At 52.3% G+C, this 25090-nt stretch carries 23 protein-coding genes; 10 read left to right on the top strand and 13 right to left on the bottom strand.

The features are described 5' to 3' along the window. Window positions 1-12: 12 nt before the first annotated feature. The 4 genes from ypfJ to dapA form a co-directional block, all read right to left on the bottom strand. Window positions 13-879, bottom strand: coding sequence for a KPN_02809 family neutral zinc metallopeptidase (gene ypfJ / locus JQ822_RS11960; protein ID WP_213133645.1), 867 nt, complete (start codon window positions 877-879; stop codon window positions 13-15). 128 nt (window positions 880-1007) lie between these two features. Continuing rightward, window positions 1008-1721, bottom strand: a complete 714-nt coding sequence (gene purC, locus JQ822_RS11955) for a phosphoribosylaminoimidazolesuccinocarboxamide synthase (RefSeq protein WP_003835086.1) — start codon at window positions 1719-1721, stop codon at window positions 1008-1010. Window positions 1722-1832: 111 nt separating this feature from the next. After that, window positions 1833-2867 carry an outer membrane protein assembly factor BamC gene (gene bamC, locus JQ822_RS11950; protein WP_213133644.1) on the bottom strand — a complete coding sequence of 345 codons (1035 nt, stop codon included), beginning with the start codon at window positions 2865-2867 and terminating at the stop codon, window positions 1833-1835. A gap of 16 nt (window positions 2868-2883) precedes the next feature. Next, a complete protein-coding gene (gene dapA, locus JQ822_RS11945; RefSeq protein WP_135324787.1) occupies window positions 2884-3762 on the bottom strand; it encodes a 4-hydroxy-tetrahydrodipicolinate synthase in 879 nt (292 codons plus the stop codon). Window positions 3763-3907: 145 nt separating this feature from the next. On the opposite strand from dapA, the gene JQ822_RS11940 reads away from it, so the two are divergent. Both JQ822_RS11940 and bcp read left to right on the top strand, forming a co-directional pair. Continuing rightward, the gene (locus JQ822_RS11940) at window positions 3908-4480 is read left to right on the top strand and encodes a glycine cleavage system transcriptional repressor (protein ID WP_213133643.1); all 573 of its coding nucleotides are present in this window, start codon (window positions 3908-3910) and stop codon (window positions 4478-4480) included. Further along, window positions 4480-4950 (top strand): thioredoxin-dependent thiol peroxidase, encoded by a 471-nt coding sequence (gene bcp, locus JQ822_RS11935; RefSeq protein WP_135324785.1) that lies wholly within the window; start codon window positions 4480-4482, stop codon window positions 4948-4950. Before JQ822_RS11940 ends, bcp begins: the two co-directional genes overlap by 1 nt. A gap of 51 nt (window positions 4951-5001) precedes the next feature. On the opposite strand, the gene iadA is transcribed toward bcp, so the two are convergent. The 4 genes from iadA to JQ822_RS11915 all read right to left on the bottom strand — a co-directional run bounded on the left by iadA (window position 5002) and on the right by JQ822_RS11915 (window position 8531). Then, window positions 5002-6165 carry a beta-aspartyl-peptidase gene (gene iadA, locus JQ822_RS11930; RefSeq protein ID WP_213133642.1) on the bottom strand — a complete coding sequence of 388 codons (1164 nt, stop codon included), beginning with the start codon at window positions 6163-6165 and terminating at the stop codon, window positions 5002-5004. An 11-nt stretch (window positions 6166-6176) separates the two neighbouring features. Next, a complete protein-coding gene (locus JQ822_RS11925) occupies window positions 6177-6638 on the bottom strand; it encodes a YjiG family protein (RefSeq protein ID WP_213133641.1) in 462 nt (153 codons plus the stop codon). Between the two features lies 1 nt (window position 6639). Next, window positions 6640-7299 (bottom strand): nucleoside recognition domain-containing protein, encoded by a 660-nt coding sequence (locus JQ822_RS11920; protein ID WP_213133640.1) that lies wholly within the window; start codon window positions 7297-7299, stop codon window positions 6640-6642. 167 nt (window positions 7300-7466) lie between these two features. Then, entirely contained in the window at window positions 7467-8531 is a 1065-nt protein-coding gene (locus JQ822_RS11915; RefSeq protein ID WP_213133639.1) for an AI-2E family transporter, read from the bottom strand. 226 nt (window positions 8532-8757) lie between these two features. On the opposite strand from JQ822_RS11915, the gene bepA reads away from it, so the two are divergent. Beyond that, complete coding sequence (gene bepA, locus JQ822_RS11910) at window positions 8758-10221, top strand: beta-barrel assembly-enhancing protease (protein WP_213133638.1); 1464 nt, start codon at window positions 8758-8760, stop codon at window positions 10219-10221. Between the two features lie 13 nt (window positions 10222-10234). Further along, window positions 10235-10594 carry an arsenate reductase (glutaredoxin) gene (gene arsC / locus JQ822_RS11905; RefSeq protein WP_213133637.1) on the top strand — a complete coding sequence of 120 codons (360 nt, stop codon included), beginning with the start codon at window positions 10235-10237 and terminating at the stop codon, window positions 10592-10594. Between the two features lie 33 nt (window positions 10595-10627). On the opposite strand, the gene JQ822_RS11900 is transcribed toward arsC, so the two are convergent. From JQ822_RS11900 to upp, 3 genes are all read right to left on the bottom strand, one after another. After that, complete coding sequence (locus JQ822_RS11900; protein WP_213134073.1) at window positions 10628-11329, bottom strand: DnaA inactivator Hda; 702 nt, start codon at window positions 11327-11329, stop codon at window positions 10628-10630. A 95-nt stretch (window positions 11330-11424) separates the two neighbouring features. Next, the gene (gene uraA, locus JQ822_RS11895; protein WP_213133636.1) at window positions 11425-12714 is read right to left on the bottom strand and encodes a uracil permease; all 1290 of its coding nucleotides are present in this window, start codon (window positions 12712-12714) and stop codon (window positions 11425-11427) included. A gap of 96 nt (window positions 12715-12810) precedes the next feature. Beyond that, window positions 12811-13437: a uracil phosphoribosyltransferase gene (gene upp / locus JQ822_RS11890; protein ID WP_096756189.1), complete on the bottom strand. Its 627-nt coding sequence runs from the start codon at window positions 13435-13437 to the stop codon at window positions 12811-12813. 447 nt (window positions 13438-13884) lie between these two features. Between upp and purM the strand changes: the two genes are divergently transcribed. From purM to ppx, 4 genes are all read left to right on the top strand, one after another. Beyond that, window positions 13885-14922 (top strand): phosphoribosylformylglycinamidine cyclo-ligase, encoded by a 1038-nt coding sequence (gene purM / locus JQ822_RS11885; protein WP_213133635.1) that lies wholly within the window; start codon window positions 13885-13887, stop codon window positions 14920-14922. Then, window positions 14919-15563: a phosphoribosylglycinamide formyltransferase gene (purN, locus tag JQ822_RS11880; protein WP_213133634.1), complete on the top strand. Its 645-nt coding sequence runs from the start codon at window positions 14919-14921 to the stop codon at window positions 15561-15563. Before purM ends, purN begins: the two co-directional genes overlap by 4 nt. A 190-nt stretch (window positions 15564-15753) precedes the next feature. Then, on the top strand, window positions 15754-17820 hold the full coding sequence (gene ppk1, locus JQ822_RS11875; RefSeq protein WP_213133633.1) for a polyphosphate kinase 1: 2067 nt from the start codon (window positions 15754-15756) through the stop codon (window positions 17818-17820). A 4-nt stretch (window positions 17821-17824) separates the two neighbouring features. After that, window positions 17825-19366 (top strand): exopolyphosphatase, encoded by a 1542-nt coding sequence (gene ppx / locus JQ822_RS11870; protein WP_213134072.1) that lies wholly within the window; start codon window positions 17825-17827, stop codon window positions 19364-19366. Here ppx and JQ822_RS11865 read toward each other — a convergent pair. Beyond that, a complete protein-coding gene (locus tag JQ822_RS11865; RefSeq protein WP_213133632.1) occupies window positions 19346-21616 on the bottom strand; it encodes a sensor domain-containing phosphodiesterase in 2271 nt (756 codons plus the stop codon). The two genes, ppx and JQ822_RS11865, sit on opposite strands and share 21 nt — an antisense overlap. Window positions 21617-21964: 348 nt before the next feature. Here JQ822_RS11865 and JQ822_RS11860 point away from each other — a divergent pair, with 348 nt between their 5' ends. Next, complete coding sequence (locus tag JQ822_RS11860) at window positions 21965-22168, top strand: DUF2633 family protein (protein WP_213133631.1); 204 nt, start codon at window positions 21965-21967, stop codon at window positions 22166-22168. Between the two features lie 369 nt (window positions 22169-22537). Beyond that, window positions 22538-23416, top strand: coding sequence for a small-conductance mechanosensitive channel MscS (gene mscS, locus JQ822_RS11855; RefSeq protein WP_213133630.1), 879 nt, complete (start codon window positions 22538-22540; stop codon window positions 23414-23416). An 81-nt stretch (window positions 23417-23497) separates the two neighbouring features. On the opposite strand, the gene guaA is transcribed toward mscS, so the two are convergent. After that, complete coding sequence (guaA, locus tag JQ822_RS11850) at window positions 23498-25075, bottom strand: glutamine-hydrolyzing GMP synthase (protein ID WP_213133629.1); 1578 nt, start codon at window positions 25073-25075, stop codon at window positions 23498-23500. Between the last annotated feature and the right edge of the window lie 15 nt (window positions 25076-25090).

Here is a 25090-nt window from a genome sequence, read left to right as displayed (position 1 = left end):
TGCCTCAAAATCTTAAATGCCTTTGCCAAAGGTATTACATTGTGCCGGGTCGCCGCTATCAAAACCGCGTTTGAACCAGCTAAGTCGCTGTTCAGAGGTGCCATGCGTAAAGCTGTCCGGCACCACGCGTCCTTGCCCCTGCTGCTGCAGACGATCGTCACCAATTGCCTGGGCGGCGTTAAGCGCCTCTTCCAGATCGCCTGTTTCCAGCACACCCTGCTGCTGCATACTGTGACCCCAGACGCCAGCAAAGCAATCGGCCTGCAGCTCCATACGCACGGAAAGACGGTTCACTTCCGCCTGGGAAGCATTCTGCTGCATCTGGCGAACTTTCGGTTCTATGCCCAACAACTTCTGCACGTGGTGGCCAACTTCATGTGCAATGACATAGCCCTGAGCGAAATCACCGTCAGCGCCCAGCTTGCTTTTCATGTCATCATAGAAGGAGAGATCGATATAAACGGTGCCATCGGCAGGGCAATAAAACGGGCCCATTACTGACTGGCCCGCGCCGCATCCTGTTCGCGTCGCGCCACGGTACATTACCAGCTTAGGTTGCTGATAGGTGCGGCCCATTTTTTCAAATTGCTGTCCCCAGGTGTCTTCGGTCGTGGCGAGGATCACCGAGGTAAATTTCGCCGCCTCATCATCATTCGGACTAATGGATCGCGTTGATTGCTGCTGCGAAACGGGTTGACCGGTCATTAGCCCAGTGAGATCTACGCCATAATACCCCGCCACCAGTACCACAATCAGCAGGATGATGCCGCCTTTACCGCTTGGCAAACGAAAACCCGGCCCGCCCATAGAAGGTCCGCCGCCCGAGCTATTACGTCTGTCGTCTACATTGTCGCTTTCGCGACGCCCTTGCCAGCGCATAATCACCTCAACTTTTATTCATTATGATGATGATCGTAGGCGGTTCGGAACAGGATTACCATAAGAAACAGTAATCAAATAAGGGGGGAATTGATGAGCCGGAGAGCGATCGCCGGCTCAGGGGAGGATCAGTCTAACTTCACACCCAGGCGATGTGCGACGGCTTCATAGGCTTCGATCAGGCCGCCCAGACTCTGGCGGAAGCGATCTTTGTCCATTTTATCCAGCGTTTCTTTGTCCCACAGACGGCTACCGTCCGGAGAGAATTCATCACCCAGAACAACTTCACCTTTATACAAGCCAAACTCAAGTTTGAAGTCGACCAGAATCAGACCCGCATCATCAAACATTTTTTTCAGCACGTCGTTGGCTTTGTAGGTCAGCTCTTTCATCCGTGCCAGATTCTCTTTGCTCACCCAACCAAAAGTTTCGCAATAGGAATCGTTAATCATTGGATCGTGCATAGCATCGTTTTTCAGGAACAGATCAAACAGCGGCGGATTCAGTTCAATACCTTCCTCAACGCCTAAACGCTTCACCAGGGAACCTGCCGCGCGGTTACGCACCACGCACTCAACCGGCACCATCTCCAGTTTTTTCACCAGACATTCGGTATCGGATAGCAGTCGCTCCATCTGGGTCGGAATGCCCGCTTCTTGCAGTTTGGTCATAATGAAATGGTTGAACTTGTTGTTCACCATGCCTTTACGATCGAACTGTTCGATGCGCGCGCCATCCCCTGCTGACGTATCATTGCGGAATTCGAGCACCAACAGGTCCGGGTTTTCCGTGCTGTATACGGTCTTCGCTTTACCACGATACAACTCAGCTTGCTTTTGCATCTTTATTACTCCTGGGTGTGAAATAACGATAAATATTGCGTTTTTCTGCCGACGCACACGTTTGCGTATCATATCAGAAAAAAAGGGCTGGAGTTATCCAGCCCTTTATTTTTACTTACTGAATGCAGCCTGGAAGACGGCAACCAGCGCGTCGTTCTGGCTTTGCGTCAGGGTATGCCCCTTCGGATCGATAAACTGCATGCTGCTGCGGTTGTCTAAATCACCGACCTGCAGTTTGTAGTCACCGGATACCAGACCCGGATCGCTCGCGCCCAGTTCCTGCCAGTTGCTGTCAGACAGTGGTTTGTAAGTCACGGCGATGCTGCCCTGAGAACGGGTGCTGTCGGTCACTTTCATGCCCACTTTCTCAAGCGCTGCCGGCAGACGTTGCCACACCACGTTGAACGGTCCGCGTACCACCAGCATCGGCAAGCCGGTGTCATCAGCGGCGCTCTGAACATCCATGGTGGCGGCAGAGCGGTTCTGCGCAGCATTCGCGGCATCGGTGGCGGTCTTGTCCAGACCCGCAGAGATAACGTTCATCATCTCAGCGCTGTAGCGCTGCATGGACGCGGCATCTGCCACCGGCTTACCGGCCTGCTCGAGGTTAATCAGTTTCACCGTTACCGCCTGCTGATAGCCCTGCGGTTTAACCGAGATTTGATAACGCCCGCGATACTGTTCGTCTTCATCAAGACGGTTCCAGTCAACCCAATCGGTGGTCAACGTCTGGCTGGCATCATCACGTTTGGTAATGGTGTAGTTTTTAGCCTGAATCACGCTGACGACCTGCGGCCACAGCGTGTTACCACGACCATTATCCACCAGTAACGTTGCCGTATCACCAGCAATCTGGGTACGTGCGCCGCTGACTAATGCTAACGGCTGAGCCGGTGGACGAATATCCAACGCTTTACCCACGGCACCGCTGCCGTTGGTCACCGGGATATTATAATCACCGGTCGTTACCGGCAAAATCATCCCAGCTGGCGCGTGAAGCTCAGCAAGCGGTGCGGCCTCCAGATAGGATTCATCACCGCTCACCTGGCGCTTATAGCGCGAGTCAGAACTACAGGCCGCGAGCAACATAACTAGCGAAACACCCGCAACCTTGGCCAGGCGCGACTTTTGTACTGAGTAAGCCATCAAATCTCCCTAAACTTTACAGCAAACCGGCATGCTGAAGCGCCGCTTTGACGATATCACGAGCATTGTCCGTGATTGGCGTCATCGGCAGACGTAGCGTATCGGTCGCCACAAGACCCAATTCCTTACATGCCCATTTCACCGGGATAGGATTGGGTTCGACAAATAGTTTGTTGTGTAACGGCATCAGACGCTGGTTAATCACCCGCGCCTCGGCAAAGCGCCCTTCAGCCGCCAGTTTGCACATCTCAGCCATTTCACGTGCCGCTACGTTAGTAGTAACGGAAATCACGCCATGACCACCGAGCTGCATAAAGTCCAGCCCGGTCGCATCATCACCGCTGAGCAGAATAAAATCGTCTGAAACCAGCTCTTTGATCTGGTGAACACGACTTAAGTTCCCTGTGGCCTCTTTAATGGCGACAATATTTTTTACCTTCGCCAGACGACCCACGGTTTCAGGCAGCATATCGCAGCCAGTACGGGACGGCACATTATACAGAATTTGTGGCAAGTCAGTATGTTCAGCGATGGCTTTGAAATGCTGGAACAAACCTTCCTGGGTTGGGCGGTTGTAGTAAGGCGTCACCGTCAGGCAGCCGACAATACCGCTGTCGTTGAAACGCTGCGTCAGACTAATGGCTTCTGCGGTCGCATTAGCGCCGGTTCCGGCAATCACCGGAATACGCCCGTCGGCCAGCTCCAGCGTCATCATCACCACATCGGCATGTTCATCATGACTCAGCGTGGCGGACTCACCGGTGGTGCCAACCGAAACGATCGCCGAGGTGCCGCTGGCGACATGATAATCAATCAGTTTTTTCAGGCTCGACCGGCAGACTTTACCTTTCTCATCCATCGGCGTAATAAGCGCGACAATACTTCCCGTGAACATGGGCCATCCTCTGTGCAAACAAGTGCCTCAATGGTACGTTTGGTACGACAATAAAAGCAAGCGACCAGAGCCCTTCTGATTGTTGTATGCATGTTTTTTTTATGCTTTCCTTATGATTACCTCACCGCTCAAAGGAAGAACAGGTTTGACATCGTCATCGCAACACTATCTGGTCATTACTGCGCTGGGTGCCGACCGCCCAGGAATTGTGAACACCATCACTCGTCATGTCAGCAGTTGTGGCTGTAATATTGAAGACAGCCGACTGGCCATGCTGGGTGACGAGTTTACGTTTATCATGCTGTTGTCTGGCACCTGGAATGCCATCACCTTGATTGAATCAACCTTGCCGTTGAAAGGCGCAGAGCTGGATTTATTGATTGTGATGAAGCGCACGACCGCACGCCCTCGTCCAGCGATGCCCGCCACGGTATGGGTGCAGGTTGATGTCCCCGACTCTCCCCATTTGATTGAGCGCTTTACCGCCCTTTTCGACAGTCACCATATGAATATTGCCGAACTGGTTTCTCGAACCCAACCGGCTGAGAACGACAAGGCCGCCCAGCTGTTTATTCAAATTACCGCACATAGCCCTGCGTCACATGACTCGGCAAATATTGAGGATGCGTTTAAAGCACTCTGTACAGAACTCAATGCGCAAGGCAGTATTAACGTCGTCAATTACTCACAGCATGATGAACAAGATGGAGTTAAGTAATGAACCCACTGAAAGCCGGTGATATCGCACCGAAATTTAGCTTGCCGGATCAAGACGGAGAACAAGTAAATTTAACCGACTTCCAGGGACAGCGTGTTCTGGTTTATTTCTACCCGAAAGCCATGACGCCCGGCTGTACCGTACAAGCCTGTGGCTTACGCGATAACATGGATCAGTTAAAAAAAGCAGGCGTCGAAGTGCTGGGGATCAGCACCGATAAACCTGAGAAGCTTTCTCGCTTTGTGGAAAAGGAAGTGCTTAACTTCACACTCCTGTCCGATGAAGATCACCAGGTCTGCGAGCAGTTTGGCGTCTGGGGAGAAAAGTCATTTATGGGTAAAACCTATGATGGCATCCACCGCATCAGCTTCCTGATTGATGCCGACGGCAAGATTGAACATGTGTTTGATGATTTCAAAACCAGCAATCACCACGACGTGGTGATGAACTGGCTGAAAGAAAACGCCTGATGTACGTTGTGCCGGATGAGGATTTTACGCCGCCATCCGGCACAATCGCTATCACTCAAACGTTCCCTTAACGCACGCTTTCTTCTCTTTCACCACGGCGTTGCCCTTCGCCCACAGGTGATAAACCTCCAGCGCGTCATTGAGCACCAGAATGTCCGCATCGCATCCCACCGCCAGACGACCTTTATGCCCAAGCCCCAGAAACTCCGCCACCGTGCGCGTGAGCGGGCATAGTGCCTGCTCCAGTGGAATAGCATGAACCGTCACCAGCTGGCGCAGCGTTTCGGCCAGTGATTCAAATCCGGCCACGCCAATGCCCGTCAGATTTCCGTGTTCGTCAAACTCCGGCTGACTACCGTTACCGTCTGAACTCAGGGTAATACGCGACAGCGGGACTTCGTGACGCAGCGCCGTGGCGATAGCCGTTGCCGGGTCGACGGGCTCATCAATGCTGCTGGTAATGTCGATATAGCCGCCTTTGCGCGCATAGGCTAACGCCGCCTGAAACAGCGGTTCCGCGCGATTAACATGCGTTGGCAGTAGCTTAGTGATCGGCACATCCGAATGCGCGAGGATGTCATACAACGGCTCCAGCATGCGCGGGCTGTCGCCCATATGGAAGACGCTGATCCCCGGTTTCTGCCCTAACAATCCGCCGACGCGCGACTGCGCCGCCATGTTCGCCAGCACCGAGGTATTCGGGGCAGACGAGCGGTGGTCTGAAACCGCACATTTCACCCCAATCACCTTGTCGATCAGCGCTACATCGCGCTCAACGCTACCGGTAATGGTCGGGGAAGGTAACGAGTACGCACCGGTGAGCATCCAGGCGCTGATGCCTTCAAATTCCAGCGCACGAGTTTTCGCCAATAGTGACTCCGGGTGACGAGTGACCCCGTCGGTACCCAGCAATCCCACCACCGAGGTGACGCCAGCTTCAACCAGACGCGACAGGCGAACTTCCGGCGTGCGGGTATGCGGTCCCGCTTCTCCGCCACCGCCAATCAGATGGACGTGCTGATCGATAAACCCAGGGCACACAATCGCACCGGCAAGATTGATGCACTCACAGCCGGGAAAGTCATCAGGAGATATCGTCGGCGCGATGGCGACAATTTTGCCGCCGGAAACCAGAATATCCTGTGGCCCCAAATCTTCTGGCGCGTAAACGTGTCCACGCTGGAACAACGTCAAATTAAGAATTGAACAGTTCATAACCTTCCTTGTCAGGCAATTACCTGCATAACCCAAATAGAAAGCAGCGCATTAATCACGCATACCGCAATAATAAGCGGGTAATAGCGAGGATGAACCCCCGCCGTCCCCAGACAGCGTCCGACATTTTGCACCGGATTGCCCATCAGGTAGATGGCCGGTAGCAATACCGTAGCATCATGTCCCGAAAGCGCACCGGCGACAACCAGACTGGCGCAAACGCCCACGCCGCCGCCCATGCTCATCACCGCCGCTAACAACACAGTGGCTGATTCACCCGGCAATCCCCACAGCGCCATCACTGGTTCACACACCCGACCGACAATCTCGAGCAACCCGGTTACCTTCAGCGCCTGAATAATCACAAACGCCATGACAACGTTAGGCAACAAGCTGGTTGTGGCAATGGTAAACCCGCGCCTTGCGCCATCGATAAACATATCCATGACGTTCTTACGTACCTGCGTTGTCATCTCAAGCCCCCTGCTGCAGGCGGCGATTTTCAAGCTGCGCTATCCACAGACGCAGCAGGTTTGCACCGACAAATTTAAAGACCAGGATCACAGCCAGTGGCGTAATCACCGGGACGGTAACCATCGTAAACAGCGCCGCACCTGAGGAAAAATAGTTAGTGATACACGCGCTACCGCTGGTTTGCCAGCAGGCAAAAATGGCGCGCTCCTGCTCGGTGATAATTCCCTCTTCCGCCAGCTCTTTGGTCATCCCGGCTGCCGCATCGGTATTTTGCAAATTCGCGATCAGCGCCAGCGAGCAAATGCCCGGGATACCCAGCAAAGGTCGCAGAACCGGCGTCATCAGCTGTTGCGCCGCGCGCAATCCTCCCAACCCTTCGGTTACGGAGATAATGCCGAGTGAAAGAATGACCGAAGGTGCCAGTTCCAGCGCGAACAGAAATCCATCTTTTGCGCCCATACCGCCGGTACCGCGAAAAGAAACCACCGTCTCACCTGCCGCATTAACCTTGCCAAACGCACCGTTGAGGACGGTGAAATCAAACACCCGCCACCACTCGGTACTTTTCGAAAACATGCCGGAAAAAAGGATGATAGTGACGAAAAAGGCGAGATAGCCAACCCATCCCACTTTTTGTTGCGTGTGCGTGCTGTGACCCATTTTTTTCTCCTGTTGGTCTTATTCCTTGCGTGACAAAAAAGACATCACATTGGTCAAGTTAAAGACAAACACGGAGAAAAACGACACCCGGAGAGATTATTCAGAAAGTGTGTACAGAGGTCAGACAAGTTTAGATCCGGCGACATTGCGCCGCCGGAATTTGCGAATTACGGCTCGTCAATCACCTGACCATCTGGCCAGGCATGCACCACCGCTTTGATTAACGTCGCCAGCGGAATGGCAAAAAATACGCCCCAAAATCCCCACAGGCCGCCAAAAATAACCACCGACAGAATAATCACCAACGGATGCAGGTTTACTGCTTCTGAGAACAGTACCGGGACCAGCAGGTTGCCGTCCAGCGCCTGAATAATCAGGTACACGGCAAAACAACTCCAGAACTCGGTCCCGAGGCCAAACTGAAACAGCGCCACGCCGACCACCGGAATGGTCACCACAAAGGCACCGATATACGGGATCAGGACCGAAAACCCGACCAGCACCGCCAGCAACAGAGAGTAGTTGAGGCCAAACATCAGGAAACCTAACCATGTCGCTACGCCGACTACAACCATTTCCAGCACTTTGCCGCGAATATAGTTGGTGATTTGCTGGTTCATCTCTTTCCACACCTGCCCGGCCAGACCACGGTTACGCGGCAGCACCCGACGTACGGCATTCAGCATCTGGCTTTTGTCTTTCACCAGGAAGAACACCATCAGCGGAACGAGTACCAGATACACCGCCAGCGTCAGTAATCCGACCAGCGAAGCCAGCGAATATTTCACCACGGAATCACCCATATTGAGCATTCGCGCGCGCATATTCTCTGCCATCGCATCAATGATGCCGGCATCCATCAGCGCTGGATACCGCCGTGGCAGGGTGGCGGCAAAATCAGACAGCTTATTGAGCATGCCGGGCATGTCACGAATCAGGTAGATCCCCTGCTGCCATGCAACCGGCATTACCACAAACGCCATCAGCAGCAGAATACCGACAAACACCACCAGCACAATGGATGTCGCCCAACGCCTTGAACAGCCAATATTTTCCAGCCGCGCGGTGGGCCATTCCAGCAGATAAGCCAGCACAATGGCAACCAGCAGCGGCGCTAACAGCCCACTAAAGAAGAAAAGGATGCCAAAACCGGCAACCAGAATAATCAGCAGGGCGATGGCTTCGGGGTCGCTAAAGCGGCGGCGATACCATTGCATCAACATTTCGAGCATAAAACCCTTCCATGAACCCAATAGCGGGATTGCGATCCCGAATTGTATCGAAATGTCACAAAAAAGACTTCGCTTTTTATCGCTGTTTACGCAAAGTGAAAAGACATTTTTGCTGGGTGTTCATCGACGGATTTCGCAGTTACACTCACAAAGCTTGCGGAGTGTGAACGATACTTCTCAGCATGGGTCAAATGGCTATCTCAAAAAAGAATACAGGACAGAGGTTATGTTCAGGCAGTTGAAGAAAAACCTGGTTGCTACCCTCATTGCTGCACTGGCCCTCGGTCAGGTCGCGCCCGCATTTGCTGACACTGCGGACACCCTACCGGATATGGGAACCTCAGCAGGAAGCACGCTTTCCATCGGACAGGAAATGCAGATGGGCGATTATTACGTGCGTCAGCTGCGCGGCAGTGCGCCGTTAATTAACGATCCTTTGCTGACCCAATACATTAATACGCTGGGGATGCGTCTGGTCGCACACGCGGACTCCGTCAAAACCCCCTTCCATTTCTTTTTGATAAACAACGATGAAATAAACGCCTTTGCCTTCTTTGGCGGCAACGTGGTGTTGCACTCTGCGCTTTTCCGCTATTCCGATAACGAAAGCCAGCTGGCGTCAGTCATGGCGCACGAAATTTCTCACGTCACGCAGCGCCACCTGGCGCGCGCCATGGAAGACCAAAAACGCTCTGCGCCGCTGACTTGGGTTGGCGCGCTGGGTTCCATTCTGTTGGCAATGGCCAGCCCGCAGGCGGGGATGGCGGCACTGACCGGTACGCTGGCAGGCACCCGTCAGGGGATGATCAGCTTTACGCAGCAAAATGAACAGGAAGCAGACCGCATCGGTATTCAGGTCCTGCAACGTTCGGGGTTTGATCCGCAAGCCATGCCGACGTTTCTGGAAAAACTGCTCGATCAGGCGCGCTATTCCACGCGTCCGCCTGAAATTCTGCTGACGCACCCGCTGCCAGAAAGCCGTCTGGCGGATGCGCGTAACCGTGCTAACCAAATGCGTCCGACGGTGGTGCAATCCTCGGAAGATTTTTACCTGGCAAAAGCGCGAACCCTGGGCATGTACAACTCGGGTCGCAACCAGTTAAGCAGCGATCTGCTGGATAACTGGGCAAAAGGCAATGTCCGTGAACAGCGGGCGGCACAATACGGCCGGGCGTTACAGGCAATGGAAGACAGTAAATACGATGACGCGCGTAAAGCGCTGCAGCCGCTGCTGACAGCCGATCCGAACAATGCCTGGTATCTTGACCTGGCAACCGATATCGATCTCGGTCAGAAGAAAACCAGCGACGCCATTAACCGCCTGAAAAACGCCCGCGACCTGCGCGTGAATCCGGTATTGCAACTTAACCTGGCGAATGCCTATTTGCAGGCCGGTCAGGCCAAAGAAGCCGCAACCATCCTGAATCGTTATACGTTTAATCATAAAGATGACGGTAACGGTTGGGATCTGTTAGCGCAAACGGAAGCGACGCTGAACAACCGCGATCAGGAACTGGCGGCGCGCGCGGAAGGATACGCCCTGGCAGGACGTCTTGACCAGGCAATTTCTATGCTCAGCAGCGCAAGCTCGCAGGTGAAGCTGGGAAGCCAGCAGCAGGCTCGGTACGATGCCCGCATCGACCAGCTACGCCAGCTGCAAGAGCGCTTTAAACCGTATACCAAGATGTAATCAGGAAACAACAATGACTGACGCGATTAGAATCTACCATAACCCACGTTGCTCAAAGAGCCGCGAAACGCTGGAATTACTGAAATCCAACGGTGTGGAACCGGAAGTGGTGCTGTATCTCGACGCCCCTGCGGACGCGGAAACCCTGCGTAATCTGCTGCAAATGCTGGGCATGTCCAGCGCGCGCGAGCTAATGCGCAAGAAAGAAGATCTCTATACGTCGCTCAACCTGGCGGACAGTCATCTGAGTGAAGAGGCGCTGATTCAGGCGATGGTGGAAAACCCAAAACTGATGGAGCGCCCGATTGTGGTCGCCAACGGTCAGGCGCGAATTGGCCGTCCGCCGGAGCAGGTGCTGGAGATCGTCGGCTAATGCGACACACCGCAGTCTTTCCGGCTGCGGTGCTTACAGTTTCAAAATCTCTTTGACGAATGGAATGGTCAGTTTGCGCTGAGCGCTGATTGACGCATGATCCAGCTGATCCAGGGTCATAAACAACGTACGCATTTCGCGATCCAGGCGCTTGAGCAGGAAACGACCCACGTCTTCCGGCAGTTCGAACCCACGCAGCCTGGCGCGTAATTGCAACGCCTGCAGTTTGTCTTCATCCGAGAGCGGCTGCAGCTTGTAGATTTGTCCCCAGTCCAGACGAGAAGCCAGATCCGGCAGCCCGAGATTCAGCTGCCTTGGTGGGCGATCGCCGGTGATCAGCAGGCGGGTTTTGCCTGATTCCAGGATGCGGTTGTAGAGATCGAAGATCGCCATTTCCCACAGGGAATCCCCGGCCACGCATTCGATGTTATCGATGCACACCAGCGATAAATGCTCCATGCCATCAAGCACTTCCGGTACGAACCACGTGCGCTTATCCAGCGGGACATAACCTACCGCATCACCACGCTGAGAAAGCTCGGCGCATGCTGCGTGCAGCAAATGGCTGCGGCCCGCGCCTTCACGCGACCAGAGATAAATATACCCGCTATGTTCCTGACGCAGCACGTTTTGCAGCGCGGCCAGTAAAGAGGAGTTATCCCCCGGCCAGAAACTTGCGAAGGTTTCATCGTCAGGAAGATAAAGTGGCAGAGAGAGCTGTGCCGGTGTGTTCAGAGATACCTCAACCCAGGATTTCATAAAATCGCGGTGAGTTTACCACAGAAATACGTCGCGATAGAACCGGGCAGCATCGCCGCCCGGTCAGAGACTTAGTGTTGCGGGCTGTCAGCATCTTCAGCATCGAGGACAACTTCTTCCGGACGCAGCAGGCTGATCACTTTGAAAATCAGGCTCAGACAAACGCCGACAATGGTCGCCAGCGCCATGCCTTTCAGCTCAGCGGCACCAATGTGAACCTTCGCACCGCTCACGCCGATGATCAGAATAACCGACGTCAAGATCAGGTTTTGCGCTTTGTTATAATCGACTTTTGATTCGATCAACACGCGGATACCCGACGCGCCAATCACCCCGTAAAGCAGCAGCGAGACGCCGCCCATGACCGGCAGCGGGATTATCTGGATCGCGGCGGCCAGTTTACCCACGCAGGAGAGCAGAATGGCAAAAATTGCCGCCCCGCCAATCACCCAGGTACTGTACACGCGGGTAATCGCCATCACGCCGATGTTCTCACCGTAGGTGGTGTTAGGCGTCGAACCAAAGAAGCCGGAGATCACCGTCGACAGACCGTTGGCGAACATCGAACGGTGCAGGCCGGGATCGCGAATCAAATCTTTCTTCACGATATTGGCCGTCACCACCAGGTGTCCTACGTGTTCGGCAATCACCACCAGCGCCGCAGGCAGGATAGTCAGAATAGCCACCCATTCAAAGCGCGGCGTGTAGAAAGTCGGCAGGGCAAACCAGTGGGCCTCGGCAATCGGCGTGGTGTCCACGACGCCCATCACGAAGGAAAGCGCATAACCCGCCAGCACACCAATCAGAATAGGGATAATCGCCATGAAACCGCGGAACAGTACCGAACCAAATACCGTTACGCCCAGCGTTACCATCGAGATGATAATGGTTTTAGTATCCGGCATTTGTCCTTCGGCAGGCAGCAAACCCGCCATCCCCGCAGCGACGCCAGCCAGCTCAAGACCAATGACGGCAACGATTGCGCCCATTGCCGCAGGCGGGAACATCACATCCAGCCAGCCGGTTCCTGCTTTCTTGACGATGAAAGAAACCAGGCAGAACAGCACGCCACACATAATAAAGCCGCCGAGCGCCACTTCATACCCTAACGGCAGCAGCAGCAGTACCGGAGAGATAAAAGCGAAGCTGGACCCCAGATAGGCAGGGATTTTCCCCTTACAAATAAAGAGATACAGCAACGTACCAATGCCGTTGAACAGCAGGACGGTAGCCGGGTTGATATGAAACAGGACTGGCACCAGTACCGTGGCGCCAAACATGGCGAACAGGTGCTGCAAACTAAGCGGGATTGTCTGTAAAAGCGGCGGTCTTTCACTCACCCCGATAGCACGGCGCGTCATAGTGTTTTCCTCTGAGTATTTTGTGTGAGTTGCGATTGGGTTGTTTTATTCAAAAAAAAGCCGACTCTTAAAGTCGGCTTCTTTTTATTTATTCATTTACTTGGTACCAAAAATCTTATCGCCGGCATCGCCGAGTCCCGGAATAATGTATCCGTGCTCGTTCAGCCCCTGGTCGATAGATGCGGTATACAGTTCAACATCCGGATGCGCTTTTTCCAGCGCGGCAATACCTTCCGGCGCCGCAACCAGCACCAGCACTTTAATGCTGCTGCAGCCCGCGTTTTTCAGCAGGTCGATGGTGGCGATAACGGAACCGCCGGTGGCCAGCATCGGGTCAACGATCAGCGCCATGCGCTCATCAATGTTAGAAACCAGCTTCTGGAAGTACGGAACCGGCTCCAGCGTCTCTTCGTTACGGTACATACCTACAACGCTGATACGCGCGCTCGGAACGTTTTCCAGTACGCCTTCCATCATGCCCAGACCCGCACGCAGGATCGGCACAACGGTGATTTTTTTACCTTTAATTTGGTCAACTTCAACCGGACCGTTCCAGCCTTCAATGGTCACCTTTTCGGTTTCCAGACCAGCGGTTGCTTCATAAGTCAGCAGACTGCCAACTTCCGAGGCGAGTTCACGAAAGCGTTTAGTGCTGATGTCGTTTTCACGCATCAATCCCAGCTTGTGTTTGACGAGTGGGTGTTTGACTTCCACGATCTTCATACTCTTCTCCTTTCCTCAGACGAGTGGCAACCACAAAAAAAATCGCCGGATTATACCGCTTTTCCTCTCTGGCGCAACACTGCATACGCTTGATATGGATCAACCAAAGTCATTTACGTCTGGAGTATGAGTATAAAACACGCCCCATATGATTGACTGAGATGATTATCAGCACATTGAATTCTATAACAATTTATCGTTAACCTGGGCGGTGTATTGATACTCTAAAAAGATTTCTTAGGCGCACGTGCTAATGTTCCACCACCGTCACTATTTTTATGCAGATACCAGGCCATGCAACCTCACGGCGCGTAGTCATGACGTAAAACGCTGAAAAATCCGACAGAAAAAAGTCGATACAGAGCAGGCTCGCAAACGTTTGCTTTCCCTGTTAGAATTGCGCCGAATTTAACTTTTACTGCAAGTAAACACGTGGGGAACCAGGCAGTGACCGATAAAACCTCTCTTAGCTACAAAGATGCCGGTGTTGATATTGACGCAGGGAATGCTCTGGTCGATCGAATCAAAGGCGTAGTAAAGAAAACCCGTCGCCCGGAAGTTATGGGGGGTCTGGGTGGCTTCGGTGCGCTGTGCGCATTGCCGCAAAAATATCGTGAACCGGTACTGGTTTCAGGCACTGACGGCGTCGGAACAAAGCTGCGTCTGGCGATGGATCTGAAGCGCCACGACACCATCGGCATTGACCTGGTGGCGATGTGCGTCAACGACCTCGTGGTTCAGGGCGCTGAGCCGCTGTTTTTCCTCGACTACTACGCCACCGGCAAACTGGACGTCGATACCGCAGCCAGCGTGATTAACGGCATTGCCGAAGGTTGCCTGCAGTCCGGTTGTGCACTGGTCGGTGGCGAGACCGCTGAAATGCCGGGGATGTATCACGGTGAAGATTATGACGTGGCCGGTTTCTGCGTTGGCGTGGTCGAGAAATCAGAAATCATCGACGGCTCAAAAGTGGCTGATGGCGATGTCTTGATTGCGCTGGGCTCCAGCGGTCCACACTCAAACGGCTATTCTCTGGTGCGTAAGATCGTTGAAGTCAGCGGCTGCGACCCGGAAACAACCGAGCTGGATGGTAAATCACTGGCCGATCACTTGCTGGCACCAACCCGCATTTATGTGAAATCTATCCTGGAGCTGATTGAGAAGGTTGATGTGCACGCTATTGCACACCTGACCGGCGGTGGTTTCTGGGAAAATATCCCGCGCGTCCTGCCAGATAATACCCAGGCAGTCATTGACGAATCCTCGTGGCAGTGGCCAGCCGTCTTTAACTGGCTGCAAACGGCGGGTAACGTCAGCCAGCATGAGATGTATCGCACCTTCAACTGCGGCGTAGGCATGGTTATCGCCTTGCCGGAAGCAGAAGTGGAAAATGCCCTCGCCCTGCTGAATGCAAAAGGTGAAAACGCGTGGAGAATCGGTATCATCAAAGCATCTGATTCCGAACAGCGCGTGGTCATTGAATGAAAAGCATTGTGGTGCTCATTTCCGGCAACGGAAGCAATTTGCAGGCGATAATCGACGCCTGCAAACAGAAAAAAATCAATGGCACCGTACGCGCAGTATTCAGTAACAAGGCCGATGCGTTCGGCCTTGAACGTGCGCGAGAAGCCGGTATACCGGCACATTCGCTGGAAGCCGGCCAATTTGCCAGCCGTGACGCATTTGATCGCCAACTGATACAAGAGATTGATGCCTGGGTGCCAGATGTCGTTGTGCTGGCCGGATATATGCGCATCCTCAGCCCGGCGTTTGTTGCTCACTACGCCGGGCGTTTGCTGAATATCCACCCTTCTCTGCTGCCCAAATACCCCGGCCTGCATACGCATCGCCAGGCTCTGGAAAACGGTGATGAAGAGCACGGGACTTCCGTTCATTTCGTTACTGATGAGCTGGACGGCGGACCGGTTATTCTCCAGGCGAAAGTGCCGGTGTTTGACGGCGACAGCGAAGATGACGTAACAGCCCGCGTTCAGGCGCAGGAACATGCTATTTATCCGCTAGTGGTCAGCTGGTTTATCGACGGTCGGCTGAAAATGCGTGATGACGCAGCCTGGCTGGACGGTAATCGCCTCTCGCCACAAGGCTACGCGGCCGATCACGACTGACAAACTTTCAATGCCGGAGCCATCCGGCATTGTTGCATCTGATTGCCGGATGACGGCACGACTCTCCCCCTTTCTCTTTGCTATCAGACGGTTTATTGTCATATCTTTCTGGCACTGTTGGACATCTGAGAGCAATGCTCGCCATAATGATCATGTAGTGTCCCGTGAATGAAACGGAGTAAAAGTGTTAATGGGTCAGGAAAAGCTATACATCGAGAAAGAGCTGAGCTGGTTAGCGTTCAACGAACGTGTCCTGCAGGAAGCTGCTGATAAGTCAAACCCGTTGATTGAACGGATGCGCTTTCTGGGCATCTATTCCAATAACCTCGACGAGTTTTATAAAGTTCGTTTTGCCGAACTTAAACGCCGCATCATTATTAGCGAAGAGCAGGGTTCTAACTCTCACTCCCGCCATCTGTTAGGCAAAATCCAGGCCCGCGTGCTGAAAGCCGATCAGGAGTTCGACGGCCTGTACAATGAATTACTGCTGGAGATGGCGCGCAATCAGATATTCTTAATCAACGAGCGCCAGCTGTCAGTGAATCAACAAAGCTGGTTACGTCATTACTTCAAGCAATATCTGCGTCAGCACATTACGCCGATCCTGATTAATCGTGAGACAGATTTAGTCCAGTTTCTGAAAGATGACTATACCTATCTGGCCGTGGAGATCATTCGCGGTGATACCATTCGCTATGCGCTGCTGGAAATTCCCTCCGACAAGGTTCCTCGTTTTGTAAATCTGCCGCCGGAAACGCCGCGCCGCCGCAAACCGATGATCCTGTTAGACAACATCTTGCGTTATTGCCTTGATGACATTTTCAAAGGGTTCTTTGATTACGATACGCTGAACGCCTATTCAATGAAAATGACCCGTGACGCCGAATACGATTTGGTGCACGAGATGGAATCCAGTCTGATGGAGCTTATGTCCTCCAGCCTGAAACAGCGTCTGACCGCGGAGCCTGTGCGCTTTGTCTATCAGCGTGATATGCCCAATGCGTTGGTCGAAGTCCTGCGTGAAAAACTGACAATCTCCCGCTATGATTCAATCGTCCCCGGCGGGCGTTACCATAACTTTAAAGACTTTATTAATTTCCCCAACGTTGGCAAAGCCAACCTGGTGAACAAGCCGCTGCCTCGCCTGCGCCATATCTGGTTTGATAACGAGAAATTCCGTAACGGATTTGATGCGATCCGCGAGCGCGATGTGCTGCTCTATTATCCGTATCATACTTTTGAACACGTACTTGAACTGCTGCGTCAGGCCTCATTTGACCCGAGCGTACTGGCAATAAAGATCAACATTTACCGCGTGGCAAAAGACTCCCGTATCATCGACGCGATGATCCATGCGGCTCACAACAGTAAAAAAGTGACCGTGGTCGTTGAGTTGCAGGCTCGCTTTGATGAAGAAGCCAATATTCATTGGGCCAAGCGTCTTACCGAAGCAGGCGTACACGTCATTTTCTCCGCGCCGGGTCTGAAAATTCACGCCAAGCTGTTCCTTATCTCGCGTAAAGAAGGCGACGAGGTGGTGCGCTACGCCCATATCGGTACCGGAAACTTCAACGAAAAAACAGCGCGACTGTATACCGATTATTCATTGCTGACCGCCGATTCGCGCATTACCAACGAAGTGCGTCGGGTGTTCAACTTTATCGAAAATCCGTATCGTCCGGTGACCTTCGATTATTTGCTGGTTTCCCCACAGAACTCACGACGTCTGCTGTACGCGATGATCGACAAAGAGATCGCCAATGCGCAGCAGGGGCGCTCCTCCGGCATTACGTTAAAACTGAACAATCTGGTTGATAAAGGCCTCGTTGACCGTCTTTATGCGGCGTCAAGCTCGGGCGTGCCGGTTAATTTGCTGATTCGCGGGATGTGCTCCCTGATCCCAAATCTGGAAGGTATCAGTGACAACATTCGCGTTATCAGCATCGTTGACCGCTACCTTGAACATGACCGGGTTTATATCTTCGAGAACGGTGGCGATAAGCAGGTGTACCTGTCCTCTGCGGACTGGATGACGAGAAACATTGATTATCGTATCGAGGTGGCCACACCGCTGCTGGATCCACACCTCAAGCAGCGCGTGCTGGATATTATCGAGATCCTGTTCAGCGACACGGTGAAGGCTCGCTTCATCGATAAAGAACTCAGTAATCGCTACGTGCCGCGCGGAAACCGCCGTAAAGTTCAGTCACAATTAGCGATTTATGACTACATCAAATCACTCGAGCAACCTGACTAAAGATATGCCAATACACGACAAGTCACCACGACCGCAGGAGTTTGCCGCGGTCGACCTTGGTTCAAACAGTTTCCATATGGTCATTGCCCGTGTGGTTGACGGGGCGATGCAAATTATCGGCCGACTGAAGCAACGCGTACATCTGGCGGATGGACTCGGCGAAGACAATAAGCTGAGCGAAGAAGCCATGGAGCGCGGATTAAGCTGTTTGTCATTGTTCGCGGAACGTCTGCAGGGCTTCCCCCCATCCAGCGTCTGTATTGTGGGGACCCATACGCTGCGTCAGGCGCTAAATGCCACTGATTTTCTCAAGCGTGCGGAAAAGGTCATCCCCTATCCGATCGAGATTATTTCCGGTAACGAAGAAGCCCGATTGATTTTTATGGGCGTTGAACATACCCAGCCGGAGAAAGGTCGTAAGCTGGTGATCGACATCGGCGGTGGTTCCACCGAACTGGTGATCGGAGAAGATTTCGAACCTAAACTGGTCGAGAGCCGTCGGATGGGCTGCGTCAGCTTTGCCCAAATGTATTTCCCGGGCGGCATTATCAACCGGGAAAACTTCCAGCGCGCCCGTATGGCGGCGGCACAGAAGCTGGAAACCTTAACCTGGCAGTTTCGTATTCAGGGCTGGAACGTGGCACTGGGCGCCTCAGGCACCATCAAAGCGGCGCACGAGGTGCTGCTGGAGATGGGTGAGAAAGATGGTTTTATCACCCCCGAACGCCTGGAGATGCTGATCAATGAAGTCCTGAAGCACTCGTCTTTTACAGCGCTCAGTATGCCAGGGTTATCCGAGGAACGAAAAGCGGTATTTGTCCCTGGTCTCGCTATCCTGTGCGGCGTTTTTGATGCGCTGGGTATTCGTGAGCTTCGCCTTTCCGATGGGGCGCTGCGTGAAGGCGTGCTGTATGAGATGGAGGGCCGCTTTCGTCACCAAGACGTGCGCAGTCGTACCGCCAGCAGTCTGGCGAACCAGTACAACATCGACAGTGAACAGGCGCGACGCGTACTGGAAACCACCATGCAGATGTACGACCAGTGGCATGCGCAGCAGCCGAAACTGGCAAATCCACAGCTGGAAGCATTACTCAAATGGGCCGCAATGCTGCATGAAGTCGGGCTGAACATCAACCACAGCGGCCTGCACCGTCACTCTGCTTATATTCTGCAAAACAGCGATTTACCGGGATTCAACCAGGAGCAGCAGTTAATGATGGCGACATTGGTTCGTTACCATCGCAAAGCCGTTAAGCTGGACGATCTCCCGCGCTTTACGCTGTTCAAGAAGAAGCAATTCCTGCCACTTATCCAGTTATTACGTCTGGGCGTCTTGCTGAATAATCAGCGCCAGGCGACGACAACGCCGCCGACGCTCACGCTGATTGCAGACGAGAACCACTGGACCTTACGCTTCCCACACGACTGGTTCAGCCAGAACGCACTGGTATTGCTCGATCTGGAAAAAGAGCAGCAATACTGGGAGGGCGTAACGGGCTGGCGGCTTAAAATTGAAGAAGAAAGCTCACCCGATATCGCCGCGTGAGTCTTCTGCAGGTGCCAGGGCTTCTGGCACCTGTTCTTCAAGGATCTCATTCAGTGGCTGCGGTTTGCCTATCAGATAGCCCTGCATGTAATCAATCCCCAAAGAAATCACCGCACTGCGTATCTCTTCGCTTTCGACATACTCCGCCACCACCATCATTCTTTTCATGCGTGCCAGGTGACAAATAGACGCCACAATTTGGTAGTCGAGGCTATTCGAAACAATATTACGAATAAAGCTGCCGTCAATTTTCAGGATATCGGCACTCACATTTTTCAACCGTGCATAGCTGGCATAGCCGGTTCCAAAATCATCAATCGCAATCTGGCAACCGAGTAGCTGCAATTGCAGCAACGTTGCCTGCGCCTGTTCTGCATTGGTTAAGGCATTGCTTTCTGTTACCTCAAATATCAGCTGCCACGCTTCAATCTGATACTTCGTCAGCAATTTAGCGATATCACTCGGCAGTCGGACGCAGCACACTGACGTAGGGGATAGATTGATGGCAAAGCGACGGGCTGGCATGCTTTCCCGATTCTGAGCCATAAATTTCAACGTATTTTCAATCACCCACATATCGATGCTGGAGGACAAGCCAAACTCATGCGCGACAGGTAAAAAACTATCTGGCGTAATGATTTCGTCGCTATCCCCTTTCAGGCGCAGCAGGATTTCATGATACACATCCCCACGCACGCCATAAATTGGCTGCGCCATCAGGAAAAAGCGGTTGTGCTCCAGCGCCTGCTGCAGCCGGTTCATCATCGTTACTTTATCTTTTAGGTCCCGCTGCAGGTGCATGGCACCGCGTCGTTGTAAATTTTCAGGCGCATTGGTGGCCAGGGAGAGCTCGGCAATGGTGCTGAGTTCACCTAATAACAGGTAGATATGACTCACCGGATTACGAACATAGCAATAACTGATCCCCACCTGCGGCTGTAAAGTCATACCATCCCAGATAAAGCGAAACTGCTTTATATGCTGATCCAACGCCTCAATACGCTGCTGATGGGACTCAGTGTTAAAACGCAGGACTAAATCATTACCGGAGAGTTGAAAGACGTACTCATCTTGTTCAAGGAACGGGGCTATCCAGTGAGCGATTTTTTGCTTGTACTGAATACGTAGCATGATGCCATAGTTTTTTACCAGCGGCTCCATGCCGGGGATCCGCAAAAAACAGAGCACGGACCATGGCGCCTTCTTCAACTCCCGGTTCAACGCACGCAGGTTTGGAAGATGTACCATGGGATCAAAGTAGGCCAGACGATGGGTACGTCGGGTCGCAACCCTCTGACGCGTCGCCAATACAGCGATATAATTCACGATAAAAGAGAAAACAAGGTAGCTCGAGGAGGTGATCGCCAGTTGCGTATCGTAACCCGAATACCAGGGCATATAGCTCCGAAAATGATGTATTCCCGTAATGAGTATGACTGCCCATATCAACGAAATAAATCTATAGCCATAGCGCATTGCCCCCCACAACATGACAGGCAATAACAGAGACAGGGTATAATTTGTGCTGAATATTGAGCTATTTTCATTTAACGGCATACACAACAGCGTCATTAACGTAGCCAATACCATCAACCACGCTGCAAACTCTGTTTTCGTTACTTTGGAATCAAACTGCTGCTTTAACTGAGAAAAATAGCCGCGTAGGTGAAAAGGATTCCGTACAACACGAATGATAAAATAGCACAGCGGGATGCCTACAAGGTTCCCCGTCAGTAATGCCTGATAATTAATCAGCGTGCCGGTATTAAAAGGCATGACACCCATCATGCCGGATTTGCTCTCATACACGCCAACAAACGCGGCAAACTGAAAGAGCACCAGAAACAGCGTTGCCGGACAGAAAACCTGCCAAAATATGCGCTGGAACATCAGATGAGAGTCGCCATGAGCCACATTGCTCCGACGGGGGGCAAATACCCGATACCCTCCCCAGCAGAGTACAATGGTTACGATAAAGTGCGCAATGATTGACACTGTTTCAGACACCCCGACCTGCGGGAGTTTATACCAGACTATCGCAACGATAATTCCCGGCAATGCTGCCCAGCCAAAAAAGAGCATCAGGCTTATCATCAGCGCTAAAGGCAGATAAAAAAGAACGACGGTACTCGTACTAATATATGCGTAGGTGTTCGCACCGCTCAATAAAGGCAACAACAAGGAGGGTAAAAGGAGAGGTAATGCCCACCACTTATCTCTGGTACTAATATATTTTTTATTAAGTTTCATAGATGCTCAGTAGAGTCCCTCACATCCTGATGGGGTATTCAGACAGGTATCCCTCCTGGCTTTAAAGCGATGATGTATAGCACGCCGCAATGACGCATCGATTTTAGTTATCACTTGCTGAGGGCATTTGATATATATCAAGAAAAATATTCCTCATTAATCATTTATTACTTTTTTCCTCTTTTGTTATCGTTAATCCATTATTAATGCAAATAATAAAATTATCTTTCATAACATAAGAAGATAAAACGACTGATGCTTTTTACATAATAATGAATTGACCATTCCCTCACAGTGTGCCTTAATGTAAGTATCGCCCATCGTTGGGTACACTTGAAGGAACCCTTTGTGAGCCAGGTTACCAGCCTACGAAAACGACACCGATTTAACAGTCGAATGATCAGGATCGTACTGCTTATCAGCTTTCTCTTCTTCTTTGGACGCTTCGTCTACTCTGCTATCGGTGCGTGGCACCACCATCAGGACAAGAAAGAATCCCAACAGAGCAGTCTGTCGCAACAGACTTCCCCGGCACAAATTGACCAACGTTAATCGCTCGTAGACCTTTGTGATGTCATGAATTACAAGATTCCTTACCGGATGGCTAATCGCCTGACATTTAACCATCCGGTAAGGGATTTGCGTTCCCTTCTCTTACCCTTTTTATACCCCCGTACATTGTGCCCCGACAAGGCATTTTGGTTTTCCGCACAATTACACTATCTTTTCATACCACGTCGCAGCACTATTCACGCAGATTTCCTATGTTTTTGTTTATTGAACATAAAAAGCACAAACACAGCTCAAATAGCCGCTAATCAATATTATTAATTAATATAAATGGCTCGTTTATTTGTATGTCATATGCAATTGAAATTTATATAAGCCTTTTATCATTTTTATATTCAACAGGGTAATACCATGCAGGGTTTTACATTATTTCCTAAAATACGAAGCGGTTTTGAGTGGATCGCCGGGCACAGCGATGCGGTGATTCAATTTGGCTGGAACATTGTTGCCGCCGTGATTCTACTGTTTATCGGTAAATTTGTCTCACGCCTGCTTTCTCGAGGACTGGAGAAGCTGCTGTTAAAGCGTAAAGTCGACATCACTATTATCCAGTTCTTCACCGCGCTGGTCCGCTATATCATCCTCGCATTTTTTGTCGTTGCAGCTCTGGGTCGCATCGGCATCGAAACGTCATCCATTATTGCCATCATTGGTGCCGCCGGGCTGGCCGTTGGCCTGGCGCTGCAGGGGTCGCTGTCCAACTTTGCAGCCGGCGTGCTACTGGTCTCCTTGCGCCCATTCCGCTCCGGCGAGATCGTGCAAATTGGCGCGGTCACCGGGACGGTTGAAAAGGTACATCTCTTCTCAACCACTCTGCTCACCGCCGATAGCAAAGAAGTGGTGATCCCCAACGGTAAGATTATCTCTGACAATATCATCAACTATTCTCGCCACCCGTTTCGCCGTATCGACCTGGTGATTGGCGTCGGCTATCAGAGCCGTATTGCAGATGTGAAACGCGTCATTAATCACATCATCGAGCAAGATGAACGCATTGATCAGAGTCGCGGCGTGACCGTGCGTCTGGGCGAACTTGCCGCCTCATCGCTAAACTTCTACGTTCGCGTTTGGGTGCGTAACGGCGAATACTGGAACACATATTACGATCTGCTGGAAAACATCAAAGAAGCGATGGACGCCAACCATATCGATCTACCTTATCCACAAATGGATGTCCGTGTTCAGAACGTTCCATCACAATCACAGCCGCAGCTACAGCTGGTCGATTAACTGCAATAATAAAAAACCCTCTGTAAAAACAGAGGGTTTTGTGCGAGTCACCTGCGTAAAATCAGGTTAAGGGGGACGTTGTTATTCCCACTCAATCGTTGCTGGCGGCTTACCGCTGATGTCATACACCACGCGGGAAATACCGTTCACTTCGTTGATAATGCGGTTGGACACGCGACCGAGGAAGTCATACGGCAGGTGTGCCCAGTGAGCAGTCATAAAGTCGATGGTTTCTACCGCACGCAGAGAAACCACCCAGTCGTACTTACGTCCATCGCCCATCACACCAACGGAACGTACCGGCAGAAACACGGTGAACGCCTGGCTCACTTTGTTGTACAGGTCAGCTTTGTGCAGCTCTTCAATGAAGATAGCGTCCGCACGACGCAGCAGGTCGCAGTACTCTTTCTTCACTTCGCCCAGCACGCGTACGCCCAAACCTGGCCCCGGGAACGGGTGACGGTACAGCATGTCGTACGGCAGCCCCAGCTCCAGGCCAATTTTACGCACTTCATCTTTGAACAGCTCACGCAGCGGTTCAACGAGACCCATCTTCATCTCTTTCGGCAGGCCGCCGACGTTGTGATGAGATTTGATGACGTGTGCTTTACCGGTTGCAGAAGCGGCAGATTCGATAACGTCCGGGTAGATAGTGCCCTGCGCCAGCCACTTCACGTCTTGCAGTTTCAGCGCTTCTTCGTCAAAGACTTCAACGAACACGCGACCGATAATTTTACGTTTGGCTTCCGGATCGTTCTCGCCTTTCAGCGCGTCCAGGAAACGCTGCTCGCCTTTAACGTGAATGATGTTCAAGCCGAAGTGATCGCCGAACATATCCATGACCTGCTCAGCTTCATTGAGGCGCAGCAGACCGTTATCAACGAATACGCAGGTCAGGTTTTTACCGATGGCGCGATGCAGCAGCATGGCGGTCACGGAGGAGTCAACGCCGCCGGACAGGCCGAGGATCACTTTGTCGTCGCCAACCTGCTGACGGATACGCTCCACGGCGTCGTCAATGATTTTTGCCGGCGTCCACAGGGCTTCACACTGGCAGATGTCACGCACAAAGCGCTCCAGCATACGCAGCCCCTGACGGGTGTGGGTGACCTCCGGGTGGAACTGCACGCCGTAAAAGCGTTTTTCTTCATGCGCCATAATGGCAAACGGACAGCTTTCGGTGCTGGCAACGGTGACGAAGCCTTCCGGGATAGCGGTCACTTTGTCGCCGTGGCTCATCCACACGTCCAGCAGCGGTTTGCCATCTGCGGTCAGTGAATCTTCGATGCCACGGATCAGCGCGCTGTCGGTCTGAACTTCTACCTGCGCGTAGCCGAATTCACGCTCGTGAGACCCTTCAACATGGCCACCGAGCTGCATCGCCATGGTCTGCATGCCGTAGCACACGCCAAATACAGGAACACCCGCTTCAAACACATACTGCGGTGCTCGCGGGCTATTGTCTTCAGTAGTGCTTTCCGGGCCGCCGGAAAGAATAATACCGCTTGGGTTGAATTCGCGAATTTGTGCTTCCGTAACATCCCATGCCCACAGTTCACAGTAGACGCCCAGCTCACGTACGCGACGTGCCACCAGTTGAGTGTACTGCGATCCAAAATCGAGGATGAGAATGCGATGTTTATGAATATTGTCTGTCATTGACGCTAATTCCGA

Origin of the sequence: Citrobacter sp. FP75 (assembly GCF_018342065.1) — a bacterium.
In the GTDB taxonomy this organism is placed as follows: domain Bacteria; phylum Pseudomonadota; class Gammaproteobacteria; order Enterobacterales; family Enterobacteriaceae; genus Citrobacter.
Note: the sequence above shows the minus strand (reverse complement) of the source record. Positions and strands in the feature narration are given on the sequence as shown.